The sequence below is a fragment of the Saccharopolyspora sp. NPDC047091 genome, from assembly GCF_040643635.1.
In the GTDB taxonomy this organism is placed as follows: Bacteria; Actinomycetota; Actinomycetes; order Mycobacteriales; family Pseudonocardiaceae; genus Saccharopolyspora_C.
The window spans coordinates 31,286-45,375 of record NZ_JBEYUS010000029.1 but is presented as its reverse complement, the minus strand read 5'-3'; the positions used below and the strand labels follow the sequence as shown (position 1 = coordinate 45,375).

13 protein-coding genes are annotated in these 14,090 nt (G+C 72.4%); 6 read left to right on the top strand and 7 right to left on the bottom strand.

Going from position 1 to position 14,090, the window contains the following annotated elements; translation table 11 throughout:
* Nucleotides 1-219: 219 nt before the first annotated feature.
* The 4 genes from ABZ805_RS15090 to infC form a co-directional block, all read right to left on the bottom strand.
* Entirely contained in the window at nt 220-1,056 is an 837-nt protein-coding gene (locus tag ABZ805_RS15090) for an RNA methyltransferase (RefSeq protein WP_358439851.1), read from the bottom strand.
* Nucleotides 1,056-1,424, bottom strand: coding sequence for a 50S ribosomal protein L20 (gene rplT / locus ABZ805_RS15085; RefSeq protein WP_358439764.1), 369 nt, complete (start codon nt 1,422-1,424; stop codon nt 1,056-1,058). The genes ABZ805_RS15090 and rplT overlap by 1 nt, the downstream gene beginning before the upstream one ends.
* 89 nt (nt 1,425-1,513) lie before the next feature.
* Nucleotides 1,514-1,708 (bottom strand): 50S ribosomal protein L35, encoded by a 195-nt coding sequence (gene rpmI / locus ABZ805_RS15080; protein ID WP_224960145.1) that lies wholly within the window; start codon nt 1,706-1,708, stop codon nt 1,514-1,516.
* 152 nt (nt 1,709-1,860) lie between these two features.
* Nucleotides 1,861-2,400 carry a translation initiation factor IF-3 gene (gene infC, locus ABZ805_RS15075; protein WP_184485502.1) on the bottom strand — a complete coding sequence of 180 codons (540 nt, stop codon included), beginning with the start codon at nt 2,398-2,400 and terminating at the stop codon, nt 1,861-1,863.
* Nucleotides 2,401-2,784: 384 nt separating this feature from the next.
* Between infC and ABZ805_RS15070 the strand changes: the two genes are divergently transcribed.
* On the top strand, nt 2,785-3,090 hold the full coding sequence (locus ABZ805_RS15070; protein WP_344931391.1) for a DUF1844 domain-containing protein: 306 nt from the start codon (nt 2,785-2,787) through the stop codon (nt 3,088-3,090).
* Nucleotides 3,091-3,096: 6 nt separating this feature from the next.
* On the opposite strand, the gene ABZ805_RS15065 is transcribed toward ABZ805_RS15070, so the two are convergent.
* Together ABZ805_RS15065 and ABZ805_RS15060 are read right to left on the bottom strand one after the other, a co-directional pair.
* A complete protein-coding gene (locus ABZ805_RS15065; RefSeq protein ID WP_358439761.1) occupies nt 3,097-3,627 on the bottom strand; it encodes a formaldehyde-activating enzyme in 531 nt (176 codons plus the stop codon).
* A 187-nt stretch (nt 3,628-3,814) separates the two neighbouring features.
* Nucleotides 3,815-4,204 carry a Rid family hydrolase gene (locus tag ABZ805_RS15060; RefSeq protein ID WP_358439758.1) on the bottom strand — a complete coding sequence of 130 codons (390 nt, stop codon included), beginning with the start codon at nt 4,202-4,204 and terminating at the stop codon, nt 3,815-3,817.
* Nucleotides 4,205-4,319: 115 nt separating this feature from the next.
* On the opposite strand from ABZ805_RS15060, the gene ABZ805_RS15055 reads away from it, so the two are divergent.
* From ABZ805_RS15055 to ABZ805_RS15035, 5 genes are all read left to right on the top strand, one after another.
* Complete coding sequence (locus ABZ805_RS15055; protein ID WP_358439756.1) at nt 4,320-5,618, top strand: amino acid deaminase; 1,299 nt, start codon at nt 4,320-4,322, stop codon at nt 5,616-5,618.
* Between the two features lie 16 nt (nt 5,619-5,634).
* Nucleotides 5,635-7,224: a D-aminoacylase gene (locus tag ABZ805_RS15050; RefSeq protein ID WP_358439753.1), complete on the top strand. Its 1,590-nt coding sequence runs from the start codon at nt 5,635-5,637 to the stop codon at nt 7,222-7,224.
* A 19-nt stretch (nt 7,225-7,243) separates the two neighbouring features.
* Nucleotides 7,244-8,635, top strand: coding sequence for a gluconate:H+ symporter (locus ABZ805_RS15045; RefSeq protein ID WP_358439751.1), 1,392 nt, complete (start codon nt 7,244-7,246; stop codon nt 8,633-8,635).
* Nucleotides 8,636-8,786: 151 nt separating this feature from the next.
* Nucleotides 8,787-9,740 (top strand): NADP-dependent oxidoreductase, encoded by a 954-nt coding sequence (locus ABZ805_RS15040; RefSeq protein WP_358439848.1) that lies wholly within the window; start codon nt 8,787-8,789, stop codon nt 9,738-9,740.
* A 140-nt stretch (nt 9,741-9,880) separates the two neighbouring features.
* On the top strand, nt 9,881-11,053 hold the full coding sequence (locus ABZ805_RS15035; protein ID WP_358439748.1) for a lactonase family protein: 1,173 nt from the start codon (nt 9,881-9,883) through the stop codon (nt 11,051-11,053).
* A 148-nt stretch (nt 11,054-11,201) separates the two neighbouring features.
* Here ABZ805_RS15035 and uvrA read toward each other — a convergent pair whose 3' ends face one another.
* Nucleotides 11,202-14,063, bottom strand: a complete 2,862-nt coding sequence (gene uvrA, locus ABZ805_RS15030; protein WP_358439745.1) for an excinuclease ABC subunit UvrA — start codon at nt 14,061-14,063, stop codon at nt 11,202-11,204.
* Between the last annotated feature and the right edge of the window lie 27 nt (nt 14,064-14,090).

Genomic DNA, 14,090 nt, shown 5'->3' with positions numbered 1-14,090 from the left:
ATTCGTCAGGCGACACTCGTCAAGCGGGACAAGCACGGCGTGACCCGCCCGGCACGACCCTTTTCGCCCGGCCGCCCCGCCGGGCTCCCGATGGGCCTGCACCTGCTGGGTGACCTGCGGATGCGTGCCGCAGCAACCCGAGTCTAAGCGACCCGGTCGAGCGGTTTTCGCGCAGCCGCGTTCCTGGGCGTGTTCACCCGGGCGGGGCGCTGCCGACGGCTATCCGCGGTGCCGCTGGGCCCGCGCGGAGGCGTACAGGCAGACCGCGGCGGCGGTGGCCAGGTTCAGGCTCTCCGCGCCGCCGTAGATCGGCACCCGCAGCGTCGCGTCCAGCTCGGCGAGGACCTCCGGCGGCAGGCCGTGGGCCTCGCTGCCGAACACCCACGCGGTCGGCACGGCCAGCTCCCCGGCGGCGGCGGCCGAATCCAGGTCGCCCTCCGCGTACCCGTCGGCGCCGACCAGTCGCAGACCGGCCGCGCGGCAGGCAGCGAGCACCGCGGAGGCGTCCCGGTCCCGCGCCACCGGCAGGTGGAACACGCTGCCCGTGGACGCGCGCACCGCCTTGCCGTTGTACGGGTCCACGGCGTCGCCCGCGAACAGCACGGACCCGGCGCCCGCGGCGTCGGCGACGCGCACCACGGTCCCGGCGTTGCCCGGGTCGGAGACGCCCAGCAGCACCGCCACCAGCGGCGGCCGTTCGGCCAGTGCTTCGGCGGGCGTGGTGGTGGGCAGCGCGCACAGCGCCACCAGCCCCTGCGGGGTGACGGTCTCCGACAGCGAGGCCGCAGCCCGGTCGGTCACCACGTGCAGCGGGACGTCGACCTCGGGCAGCTTCGCCGCCTGCTCTTCGGTGGCGAACAGCGCGCGCACCTCGGCCCGGCCCGCGGCGTGCGCGGCGAGCGCCTCACCGACCGCCTGCGCGCCCTCCGCGAGGAAGGCGCCCGCGCGGTCCCGGCCGGCGCGGCGGGTGAGCTTGCGCGCGACAACGACCCGGGACGATCGCTCCGTCAGCGGAGGTGTCCCGGGCCGTTGCTGCTCGTGCGTGCCCTCGGTGATCAGGCCGCACCTTCCGGCAGGTGCTTCTTGGCGACGTCCACCAGCGCGGTGAAGGCCTGCGGGTCGCGCACCGCGAGGTCCGCCAGGATCTTCCGGTCCACCTCGACCTCGGCGGCCTTCAGGCCCTGCACGAAGCGGTTGTAGGAGAGGCCGTTCTGCCGGGTCGCCGCGTTGATGCGGGTGATCCACAGCTTGCGGAACTCACCCTTGCGGGCGCGCCGGTCGCGGTAGGCGTAGACGTTCGAGTGGAGCGTCTGCTCCTTGGCCTTGCGGTACAGCCGGGAGCGCTGGCCGCGGTAACCGCTGGCCTGCTCGAGAATGCTGCGGCGCTTCTTCTGGGCGTTCACTGCCCGCTTGACGCGTGCCACGGGTCCGTCCTGTCGATCTCATCGGGGGCGGCGGACCGCCCTGGGGGGCTGGAGCGCTGGAGAGCCTTCGCCGCGGTGCGGCGCGGGGCTCAGCGGCCCAGGAGCTTGTTGATGCGCTTGACGTCGTTCTTGGCGACGGCTTCGGTGCCCTCCAGGCGGCGGGTCACCCGGCTGGACTTCTTCTCCAGGATGTGGCGACGGCCCGCCTGCTCGCGACGCAGCTTGCCACTGCCGGTGACCCGGAAGCGCTTCGCGGTCCCGCTGTGGGTCTTGTTCTTCGGCATCTCTCAATCCTTCTCATACGGGGTCCGCCGCAGAGCGGGGCTCCACGGCGGACCTGATCGGCCCTTGCACCCGACCGGCGCCGGCAACCGACCAGGCATCGGCGGGGCCCCGGCTCGATCGGCCGGGGCGGCACCCGATGCGTCCGGTGGCCTTACGCGGTCGCCTTCGGCTTGGTCTTGTTCGTCTTGTGCGGCGCCAGGACCATGATCATGTTCCGGCCGTCCTGCTTCGGGTTGGCCTCGATGAACCCCAGTTCGGCGACGTCGTCGGCCAGCCGCTGCAACAGACGAAAGCCCAGCTCGGGACGCGACTGCTCACGACCGCGGAACATGATCGTCACCTTGACCTTGTGACCCTGGCCGAGGAAGCGGGTGACGTGACCCTTCTTCGTCTCGTAGTCGTGCGGGTCGATCTTCGGCCGGAGCTTCTGCTCCTTGATGACGGTCTGCTGCTGGTTGCGGCGCGATTCGCGAGCCTTCTGCGCACTCTCGTACTTGAACTTGCCGTAGTCCATGAGCTTGCAGACCGGCGGGCGCGCCTGCGGGGCGACCTCGACAAGGTCCAGATCCGCTTCCTGCGCCAGGCGGAGCGCGTCCTCGATGCGGACGATGCCGACCTGTTCGCCGTTCGGTCCGACCAAGCGGACTTCGGGCACGCGGATGCGGTCGTTGATGCGCGTCTCCGTGCTGATGGGGCCTCCTCGGTTCGATGCTTCGGTCTTGCTGCAGCCTCGGCGCGTGAAGCTCGCCCCTGGACGTGCAGTAGTCCCGCGGAATTCCGGAATGCCCGGAACCGCGAGACCCTACTCCTACCGATCGAACCGGTACCGCAATACCGCTCGCACCACCGGCGCGACGCCGGTGGGACCGGGACCCGGCGGCCTGAGAGTCGGCTGCACGGGTGGGAGCGGGGCTCCACTTTGCCGCCCCCGACTGCGCGGGGGCTGGTCGCTCATGTCAGGGTACCAGTCGTGAACGACGCGCAGCCGACCCCGCCCCCCGAAAGCACTCCGGAGCAGGGCTCGGGATCGAGCTCGCCCGCCGAGGCGGACTTCGGCACCAACGTCCGCGAGCTCGTGGATGTTCCCAGCGTCGAGGTGATCAGCCGCGCCGCGGTGATGCTGATGTCCTCCGCCGCCGAGAAGCTCGGCCTGGGCGACGAGGACCCGGACACCGCGCCGAGCCGCGACCTGGACGAGGCGCGGCGGCTGATCACCGCGCTGGCCGGCCTGGTCACCGCCTCGGTCGAGTACCTGGGGCTGCACGCCGCGCCGATCCGGGACGGGCTGCAGAGCCTGCAGCGCGCGTTCCGCGAGGCCAGCGCCGTGCCCGACGCGCCCGGTCAGGGCCCCGGCGAGAAGTACACCGGCCCGGTGCGCTGATCGCGGTCAGTCTCCCCCGTAGTACGGGTGGGTGAGCCGGTCCCGGTCCTCGACCAGGCCGCGCACCTGCTCCTTGGTGTGCCCGGTGACGGCGTCCCGGACGGCGTCACCGACGGCTTCCCGCACGGAGTAGCGGACCGAGGTCTCGTCGTCGGCGTCGTGGTCCAGCCACAGCGAGACGAACACCATCGTCTCCTGGTCGGGTTCGAGCAGCCCTTCGGCCACCGAGTCCAGCACGCCCTGCGCGGTGCCGACCTGACAGGCGCCGACGATCAGCGCCGCGGTCCGGCCGGAGGCGGCCACCTCGTGGCCCACCAGCAGGGTCGGCGGCTGCACCGCCGTGCAGGTGTCCGGGGTCTCGCCGACCGACACCAGGATCGGCGCGAGCCGCTCGGTGGGCACCGTGAGCGTGGTGAGCAGCCCGGCGGCGGTGGTGCCGCCGCGGCGCGCCAGCACCACGATCACCCGGCATCCGTTGGGTTTCCGTCCGCCCCAGCCCTGCGCGAGCCGGCCGTCCAGGTCTCCGAACGTGGTCATGCACGCCCTCCTCGACCAACCGCGCCGGCCAGGGCCGGACGGACCGGGTGACTGATCGACACCCTCCGAGCACCGCACCCGGTTGTCAAGGCCGGGTGCGGTGAGCGGTCGACCGGCCGCGACCGGCTTCCGGGAACCGGTCGCGGCCTTCAGCCCGGCTGCTCCCCGGAACGGAGCAACCGCCCGGTCAGTCCCCGAGCACGGCGAGCGCGTCGATCTCGACGAGCAGCCCCGGCGGCAGGCCGACGTAGACGGTGGTGCGGGCCGGGTAGGGCTCGCCGACGACGCGGGCGTAGGTCTCGTTCATCTCGGCGAACTGGGAGACGTCGGTGAGGTAGACGCGCAGCATGATCACGTCGTCGAGCCCGGCGCCCGCGGCCTCCAGCACGGCGATGACGTTGCGCAGCGCGCGCTCGGTCTGCTCCGGCACGCCACCGGCGACGAGCTCCCCGGTGGCCGGGTCGACCGGGGTCTGCCCGGAGACCTGCACGACGTTGCCCTTGCGCACGCCCGGCGACAGCGGGATGTGCGGCGGCGGGGTGGGTGCGGCGTCGCTGGTGATGATCTGCCTGGGCATGGTGCCTCCTGCGCTCGGGCGGTCACGTGGGCGGCGCGGGATTCGTCTGGACCACCGCGCCTCCGGTGGGCTTATCATCTCCCGATCACTTCGCGCTCGTCGCACTGGAGGCGTCTTGTCCCCGACCGTTCCCGGCATCGACGACCAGGCCGTGTCCGCGCTGCGGCGCGACGTCCTCGACTGGCGGTACAAGGGCTTGCCGAGCGGCGCGTCCGGCCGCACCGCGGAGGAGTTCCTGGCGACTCGGCCGACGTTGTCCGGGGCCGGGTTCACCGGCCCGGTGCTGGTGCTGGACGAGCAGGCGCTGGAGCACAACCTGTCGACGATGGCGCGGTGGTGCGAGCGGCACGGGGTGCTGCTCGCCCCGCACGGGAAGACGACGATGGCGCCGCGGTTGTTCCAGCGCCAGCTGGAGCACGGCGCCTGGGGCATCACCGCGGCGAACGTGGCGCAGCTGCGGGTGTACCGGGCGTTCGGGGTGCGGCGGGTGCTGCTGGCGAACCAGCTGCTGGACCCGGACGGCCTGCGCCGGCTGAGCGGTGAGCTGGACCGGGATCCGGAGTTCGAGTTCAGCTGCTGGGCCGATTCGGTGGCCGGGGTGGAGCTGATGGCCGCGTCCTGGACCGGTGCGCGGCCGCTGGACGTGCTGGTGGAGCTCGGCTGGACGGGCGCCCGGACCGGGGTGCGGTCGGTCCAGCAGGGCGTCGAGGTGGCGCGGGCGGTGGCGGCGAGCCCGCGGCTGCGGCTGGCCGGCGTGGCCGGGTACGAGGGCGCCGCCGCACACGGCACCGCGGACGATGCGCTGTCCACGGTGGACGAATACCTGACCCGGTTGCGGGAGCTCGTCGGCGAGGTCGAGCGCGCGGGCCTGTTCGAGACCGAGGAGATCATCGTCTCCGGCGGCGGCAGCGCCTACTTCGACCAGGTCGCCGAATCCCTCGCCGCGCCGTGGCCCACCCGCGCCCGGGTGCTGCCGGTGCTGCGCAGCGGCGCCTACGTGACGCACGACGACGGGCTGTACCGCCGCAACTCCCCCTTCGGCCGCCCGCACCGGCTCGCCGGGGACGAGTCGCCGTTCCGGCCCGCGATGCGGGTCTGGGCGCAGATCACCTCCCGGCCCGAGCCCGGGCTGGCGCTGGCCACGGTGGGCCGGCGGGACGTGTCGTTCGACCAGGACCTGCCGGAACCGCAGCTCGTGCGCGGCGCGGACGGCGTCGTGCACGAGCTGCCCGGGTGCGCCGTCACCAAGCTCGCCGACCAGCACGCGTTCCTCCGCGTCCCCGAGGACGGGCCGCGGATCGGCGACTGGGTCGGTTTCGGGTTGTCGCACCCGTGCACGGTCTTCGACAAGTGGCGGTTGATCCCGGTCGTCGACGGGGACACCGTGATCGACCTGGTGCACACCTTCTTCTGAGCCTGCGGAGGTCGGGATGGACGGGGTCTTCCACGGCGCGACGGTCGTCGACGGCAGCGGCGAACCCCGCTACCGCGCGGACGTGGCGGTGGCGGGCGAGCGGATCACCGGGATCGGCGAGCCCGGCACGCTCGGCGGGCGGGAGGTCGTCGACGCGGACGGGCTGGTGCTCGCACCGGGCTTCATCGACATGCACTCGCACTCGGACCTGCAGGTCCTCGCCGAACCGGACCACCTGGCGAAGGTCTCGCAAGGAGTCACGCTGGAGGTGCTCGGCCAGGACGGGCTGTCCTACGCGCCGGTCGACGACGCGACGCTGGCCGCGGTGCGCGCCCAGATCGCGGGGTGGAACGACGATCCGCCCGGGTTCGACTGGAACTGGCGCAGCGTCGCCGAGTACCTGGCCCGGCTGGACGCCGGGATCGCCGTCAACGCCGCCTACCTGGTGCCGCACGGGACGCTGCGGATGCTGTGCGTCGGCCACGACGACCGGCCCGCCACCGAGGACGAGCTGGACCGGATGCGCCGGGTGCTGGCGGAGTCGCTGCGCGACGGCGCGGTCGGGATGTCCTCCGGGCTGACCTACACGCCGGGGATGTACGCCTCGGAGGCCGAGCTCACCGAGCTGTGCCGGGTGGTGGCCGCGCACGGCGGGTTCCACAGCCCGCACCACCGCAGCTACGGGGCGGGCGCGCTCACCGCCTACGCCGAGATGATCGAGGTGAGCCGGGAGTCCGGCTGCCCGCTGCACCTGGCGCACGCGACGATGAACTTCGAGGTCAACCGCGGCCGGGCCGGGGACCTGCTGGAGCTGGTGGATTCGGCGCTGCACGCGGGCGCGGACATCACGCTGGACAGCTACCCGTACCTGCCGGGCGCGACCTCGCTGCACGCGCTGCTGCCGAGCTGGGCCGCGGAAGGCGGGGTGGAGGCCACGCTGGAGCGGCTGCGCGACCCCGAGCTGCGGGTGCGGATCCGGCACGACATGGAGGTCAGCGGCTCCGACGGCTGCCACGGGGTGCCGATCGACTGGTCCGCCATCGAGATCAACGGGGTGCGCGACGCCGAGCGCAACGGGCACCTGGTGGGGCTGAGCATCGCCGAATCGGCGCGGCGGACCGGGACACCGGCCGCCGAGGTGTTCTTCGAGGTGCTGCTCTCGGAGCGGCTCGGCACCTCCTGCCTGATGCACGTCGGCCACGAGGAGAACGTGCGCGCGATCATGCGCCACCCCGCGCACACCGGTGGCAGCGACGGGCTGCTCGTCGGTGACCGCCCGCACCCGCGCGCGTGGGGGACGTTCCCGCGCTACCTGGGGCACTACGTGCGGGAGCTGGGCGTGCTGGGCCTGGAGGAGTGCGTCCGGCACCTCACCTCGCGGCCCGCCGACCGGCTCCGGCTGCCGGACCGCGGCCGCATCCGGGAAGGCGCGATCGCCGACCTGGTGCTGTTCGACCCGGACACCATCGCCGACACCGCCACTTTCGACCGGCCGCGCAGCACCGCGACGGGCGTGCACCGGGTGCTGGTCAACGGGGTGCCGGTCCTCGACTCCGGGGGGCGCACCGGCGCGCTGCCCGGCCGTGCGGTGCGCCGCACACCTTGACACCACAAGGGAGTCCACTGTGGATGGTTTAGTGCACTGGTTGCAGCACGACACCGCGGGTCTGCTCACGTTGTGCGCGGCGGGGATCGCCGCTCTGCTGCTGATGATCATCCGGTTCCGGGTGGAACCGTTCATCGCCCTGATCATCACCGGGCTGCTGCTGGCGCTCGTCGCCGGAGTGCCCGTCACCGACCTCGTCGGCTCGGCGCAGAAGAGCAGCGAATCCCTGCTGGAGAGCGGTTTCGGCAGCATCCTCGGGCACATCACCGCCATCGTCGGGCTCGGCGCGGTGCTCGGCGCCGTGCTGGAGGCCTCCGGTGGCGCGCAGCTGCTCACCCGCAGGCTGCTGGCCGCGTTCGGGGAGAACCGGGCGCCGCTGGCGATGGGGTTGTCCGGGCTGCTGTTCGGCATCCCGGTGTTCTTCGACATCGGCATCTTCGTGCTCGCACCGCTGGTCTACAGCGCCGCGCGCCAAGGCGGGCGATCCATCCTGCTGTACTGCCTGCCGCTGGTCGCGGGCCTGTCCATGACGCACGCGTTCCTGCCGCCGCACCCCGGGCCGGTGGTCGCCGCCGGGCTGCTCGGCGTCGACCTCGGCTGGGTCATCCTGATGGGGCTGGCCTGCGGGATCCCGGCGTTCGTCGTCTCCGGCGTGCTGTTCCCCGCCTGGATCGGCAAGCGCCTGCACGTGGACGTGCCGGACACCGCGCCGCCCGCGGAACTCGGCTCCGCGCCCGAGGACGAGCCGAAGCTCGGGGTGGTCGCGCTCGTCATCGGGCTGCCGATGCTGCTGATCCTCGGCGGGACGTTCGCCAGCATCACGCTGCCGCCCGGGGCGGTGCTGGACGTGCTGACGTTCCTCGGGAACCCGGTGGTGGCGCTGACCATCGCGGTGCTGGTCGCGTTCCGGCTGCTGGGCACCAAGCGCGGGCTGACCGGGCCGGATCTGGCGACGCTGACCGCGACCGCGCTGCGGCCGCTCGGCATGATCCTGCTCGTCGTCGGCGCCGGCGGGTTCTTCGGCAAGGTGCTCTCCGAGACCGGGGTCGGCGAGGCGCTCGCCGGCACCCTGGAGGCGTCCGGGCTGCCGCTGATCGCCTCCGCGTACGTGATCAGCTCCGGGCTGCGGATCGCGCAGGGCTCGGCGACCGTGGCGATCGTGACCACCGGCGGGATCGTGGCGCCGCTGGTGGCCGGGATCGGGTACTCCCAGCCGGAACTGGCGCTGATCGCGGTGGCCATCGCCGCCGGGTCGATCATCGCCTCGCACGTCAACGACGCCGGGTTCTGGATCATCTCCCGCTACTTCGGGATCTCGACGAAGGACACGCTCAAGACCTGGACGGTGCTGGAGACGATCCTGTCCGTCACCGGGTTCGCGATGGCCGTGCTGCTGAGCCTGGTCGTGTAGCCGGTGTCGATCGGTGGCGGCCCGGGTAGTCCAGGGCCGCCACCTCGATGCTTCCCGCCGGGTAGCAGCAGACCTTGCGGGTGCGTACCCCCCGGCGGATAGCTTCGGCCGCAAGCGACACGACGGGAAAGGGACCATGACCGACAAGACCATGCGCACCATCGGCCAGGACCGGTTCGGCGGACCGGAGGTGCTGCACGAGACCACCGCGCCCCGCCCCGCGCCGCTGCCCACCGAGGTGCTGGTGCGCGTCGTGTCCGCCGGGGTCAACCCGGTGGACTGGAAGACCCGCGAAGGCGGCGGGATGGCCGGGGTGCTCGGCGAACCGCCGTTCGTGCTCGGCTGGGACGTATCCGGCGTCGTCGAGGAGATCGGCTTCGGCGTGCACACCCTGGAGGTCGGCGACGAGGTCTACGGCATGCCGTGGTTCCCGCGCCAGGCCGGGGCCTACGCCGAGTACGTGACCGCGCCCGCGCGGCAGTTCACCCGCAAGCCGGTGAGCCTGGACCACGACCACTCGGCCGGGGTGCCGCTGGCCGCGCTCACCGCCTGGCAGAGCCTCGTCGACCTGGCCGGGATCACCCGCGGGCAGCGGGTGCTGGTGCACGCCGCGTCCGGCGGCGTCGGGCACTTCGCGGTGCAGTTCGCCAAGCACGCGGGCGCGCACGTGATCGGCACGGCGAGCGCCGCCAAGCAGGACTGGGTGCGGGAGCTCGGCGCCGACGAGGTGATCGACTACCGGAACTCGCGGTTCGAGGCGGAGACCGGGGAGATCGACGTGGTGCTCGACCTCGTCGGCGACGGGATCGACCGGACCAGCACCCGCTCGCTGGACGTGCTCAAGCCGGGCGGCCTGCTGATCGCGGTGCCGTCCGGGGTCGCGCCCGAGCTGCTCGACCTCGCCCGGGAGCGCGGGGTGCGCGCCACCGGCTACCTGGTGGAACCGGACGGGCCCGCGCTGAGCACCATCGCCGGGCTCATCGACGACGGCTCGGTGCGCACCCGGATCGACGAGGTGCTGCCGCTGGCGCAGGCCGCCGAGGCGCACCGCCGCGGCGAGCAGGGGCACGTGCACGGCAAGCAGGTGCTGCGCGTCGAACCCTGATCACCACAGGTGAATGGCCCATTCGCCCATTGTGGCGGGGCGGATGGGCCATTCACCTCGAAATTGGACCATTGTGGTCTAGTCCATTGTCGATCCGTGCGGTGAGATGGGCGCCGATGCACCCGATCAAGGAGAGCCTCGTGCCCGGACCCGACCAGTCCCCGAACGCCCAGTGCTCGAACGGCCAGCCCGCGACCTCCCGGCTTTCGAACGGCCTGCGCCGCCGCGGCTTCCTGGGCCTGCTCGCCGGGGCGAGCGCGCTGCCGCTGCTGCCCGCCGCCGCCTCCGCCGGTGCCCGCGCGACGTCCGGACCGGCCGCCACCACCGCCTACGTCGGCAGCATGAGTTCGACCGGCGGCCGCGGCTTCGAGGTCGCCGCCTTCGACGCCGCCACCGGGAAGCTCACCGCCACCGCCGCGGTCGAGGGCGTGCCGGACGCGTCGTTCTTCGCCACGTCCGCCGACGGCCGCGTCCTCTACACCACCAACGAGCTCGAACAGGGCTCGGTCACCGCGCTCGACATCACCGACCCGGCCGCGCCCGCCGTGCTCGGCAGCACCCCCACCGGCGGCGCCGGGCCGACGCACCTCGCAGTGCACCCCGCCGGGCACCTGCTCGCGGCGAACTACACCGACGGCACCGTCTCGGTGCACCCCCTGGACGCGGACGGGCGGATCGGCGCGGCCACCGACCTGGTGCGCCACGACGCCGCCGAACCGCACGCCCACCAGGTCCTCGTCGCCCCCGACGGCGAACTGGTGGTGGCCGTCGACCTCGGCGCCGACGCGGTGTTCGTGTACGCCCTCGACGGCGGGAAGCTCGCGCAGCGGCAGCGGCTCGACCTGCCCGCCGGGACCGGGCCGCGGCACCTCGCCTGGCACCCGGACGGCGACCGCGCCTACCTGCTCGCCGAACTCGCCTCGACGATCACCGTGCTGGACTGGGACGGCGCCGCCTTCACCGCCGGGCAGGTCGTCGGCACCCGCGACGACGGCGCGTCCGGCGAGAACTTCCCCGCCGAGATCGCGGTGACCGGGGACGGCGCGCACGTGTACGCCTCCAACCGGGGCGACGACTCGATCGCCGTGTTCGCGGTGCGCGCGGACGGGCTGGAGCGCCTCGGCAGCACCCCCACCGGCGGGCAGTGGCCGCGGCACTTCGCGTTCGCCCCCGACGGTGCGGCGCTGCACGTGGTGAACCAGAACTCCGGCACCATCACCCGGCTGGCCCGCGACCCGGGAACCGGGCTGCTCGCCCCCGCCGAGGAGTCCGGGAGCTTCGCCTCCGCGGTGGTGCTCGCGTTCGCTCCCTGACCGGTCGGCGGACGCCCCATCGGCCCTCGACGCCGCCGAACGAGCGACGCCGCGCGCACGCGAGGAAACACGGCAGGCCGCGGCTGCCGGGACTTCGTCGAGAACCGGTGATGCGGCCGCCCGGACTCCCCGGGCGGCCGCGCCGCGCTCACCCCTCCGCGAGGATCGGGGCCAGGAAGCGGCCCGTGTAGCTCTCCTCGACCTCGGCGACCTGCTCCGGAGTGCCCTGGGCGACGAGGGTGCCGCCGCCGGAGCCGCCCTCGGGACCGAGGTCGAGCAGCCAGTCGGACGCCTTGATGACGTCCAGGTTGTGCTCGATGACGATCACCGTGTTGCCCTTGTCGACCAGGCCGTTGACCACGCCGAGCAGCTTGCGGATGTCCTCGAAGTGCAGGCCCGTCGTCGGCTCGTCGAGGATGTAGACGGTCTGGCCGGTGGAGCGCTTCTGCAGCTCGCTGGCCAGCTTCACCCGCTGCGCCTCGCCGCCGGACAGGGTCGGCGCGGGCTGGCCGAGCCGCACGTAGCCGAGGCCGACGTCCACCAGGGTGCTCAGGTAGCGGTGGATCGACTTGATCGGCTCGAAGAACTCGGCGGCCTGCTCGATCGGCAGGTCCAGCACCTCGGCGATCGACTTGCCCTTGTAGTGCACTTCCAGCGTCTCGCGGTTGTAGCGGGCGCCCTTGCACACCTCGCACGGCACGTACACGTCCGGCAGGAAGTTCATCTCGATCTTCAGCGTGCCGTCGCCCGCGCACGCCTCGCAGCGCCCGCCCTTGACGTTGAACGAGAACCGGCCGGGCTGGTAGCCGCGGACCTTCGCCTCGGTGGTCTCGGCGAACAGCTTGCGGATGCGGTCGAACACGCCGGTGTAGGTGGCCGGGTTGGACCGCGGGGTGCGGCCGATCGCGGACTGGTCGACCTGCACCAGCTTGTCCACCAGGTCCACGCCCTTGATCCGGGTGTGCCTGCCCGGCACCTGCCGCGCGCCGTTGAGCTTGTTCGCCAGCACCGAGGCGAGGATGTCGTTGACCAGCGTGGACTTGCCGGAACCGGACACGCCGGTGACCGACACCAGGCAGCCCAGCGGGAACGACACGTCGATCTTGTGGAGGTTGTGCTCGCGCGCGCCCACCACGGTCAGCTGCCGCTTCGGGTCCCGCTTGCGCCGGGCCGCCGGCATCGGGATGGACTTGCGCCGGGCCAGGTAGTCGCCGGTCAGCGAGGACTCGTTGTCCAGCAGCTCCTTGTACGGGCCGCTGTGCACGACCTTCCCGCCGTGCTCGCCCGCGCCCGGGCCGATGTCCACCACCCAGTCGGCGCTGCGCACGGTGTCCTCGTCGTGCTCGACGACGATGAGCGTGTTGCCCAGGTCCCGCAGCCTGCTCAGCGTCTCCAGCAGCCGGTGGTTGTCCCGCTGGTGCAGGCCGATCGACGGCTCGTCCAGCACGTACAGCACGCCGACCAGGCCGGAGCCGATCTGGGTGGCCAGCCGGATGCGCTGCGCCTCACCGCCGGAGAGGGTGCCCGCGGCGCGGGACAGCGACAGGTAGTCGAGGCCCACGTCGAGCAGGAACCCGAGCCGGGCCTGCACCTCCTTGAGCACCCGGCCCGCGATCATCTCCTCGCGGTGGCCCAGCACCAGCGAGTTCAAGAACGACGCGCACTCGCGCACGCTCAGCGCGCTGACCTCGGCGATGGACAGCTCGCCGTGCTCCGCGTTCTCCATGGTGACCGCGAGGATCTCCGGCTTGAGCCGGGTCCCGTCGCACGCGGGGCACGGCACGTCCCGCATGTAGCCCTCGTACTTCTCGCGGGCGTAGTCCGATTCGGTCTGCTCCAGGCGCCGCTCCAGGAACGGGATGACGCCCTCGTAGGAGGCGTAGTAGGAGCGCTGCCGCCCGTAGCGGTTCTTGTAGCGCACGTGCACCTGGTCGTCGGTGCCGTGCAGCACCGCCTTCTTCACCTTGGTGGGCAGCCGGCTCCACGGGGTGTCCATCCGGAACCCGACCGATTCGGACAGCGAGGTGAGCAGCCGGGTGAAGTACTCCGCGGTGTGCCCGCCCGCCCACGGCGCGATGGCGCCCTCGCCGAGGGACAGCTCCTCGTCGGGCACCACGAGCTCCGGGTCGACCTCCTTGCGGATGCCGAGCCCGGCGCACTCGGTGCAGGCGCCGTACGGGGAGTTGAACGAGAACGACCGCGGCTCCAGCTCGTCCACGCCCAGCGGGTGGCCGTTCGGGCAGGCCAGGTTCTCGGAGAACTTCCGCTCCCGCTCCGGGGAGCCCTCGTCGACGTCGACGAACTCCAGCAGCACCAGGCCGTCGGCGAGCCGCAGCGCGGTCTCCACCGAGTCGGTGAGCCGCTGCTTCGCGTTCGCCTTGACGGTGAGCCGGTCCACCACGACGGCGATGTCGTGCTTCTCCTGCTTCTTCAGCTTCGGCGGCGATTCCAGCTGGTGGACCTCGCCGTCCACCCGGGCGCGGGCGTAGCCCTGCGACTGGAGCTGCTCGAACAGGTCGACGTACTCGCCCTTGCGGCCGCGGATGATCGGCGCCAGCACCTGGAACTTGGTGCGCTCCGGCATCGCCAGCACCTGGTCGACGATCTGCTGCGGCGTCTGCTTGCTGATCGGTTCGCCGCAGGTCGGGCAGTGCGGCTTGCCGGCGCGGGCGTAGAGCAGCCGCAGGTAGTCGTAGACCTCGGTGATGGTGCCCACCGTGGACCGCGGGTTGCGGCTGGTCGACTTCTGGTCGATGGACACCGCCGGGGACAGGCCTTCGATGAAGTCCACGTCGGGCTTGTCCATCTGCCCCAGGAACTGCCGCGCGTACGCCGACAGCGACTCCACGTAGCGGCGCTGGCCCTCGGCGAAGATGGTGTCGAAGGCCAGGCTGGACTTTCCGGAGCCGGACAGACCGGTGAACACGATCAGGCTGTCGCGCGGCAGGTCGATGTCGATCCCGCGCAGGTTGTGCTCGCGGGCGCCGCGGACGACGAGGCGGTCGGCCACTGTGATCCTTTCGGAAGTTCTCGCCGG

Bases quoted from the DNA above. Each gene is read 5' to 3' on its own strand.
- ABZ805_RS15050 (WP_358439753.1), top strand. From the start codon at position 5,635: ATGGACGGGGTCTTCCACGGCGCGACGGTCGTCGACGGCAGCGGCGAA.
- ABZ805_RS15065 (WP_358439761.1), bottom strand. From the start codon at position 3,627: ATGACCACGTTCGGAGACCTGGACGGCCGGCTCGCGCAGGGCTGGGGC.
- rpmI (WP_224960145.1), bottom strand. From the start codon at position 1,708: ATGCCGAAGAACAAGACCCACAGCGGGACCGCGAAGCGCTTCCGGGTC.
- ABZ805_RS15060 (WP_358439758.1), bottom strand. From the start codon at position 4,204: ATGCCCAGGCAGATCATCACCAGCGACGCCGCACCCACCCCGCCGCCG.
- ABZ805_RS15040 (WP_358439848.1), top strand. From the start codon at position 8,787: ATGCGCACCATCGGCCAGGACCGGTTCGGCGGACCGGAGGTGCTGCAC.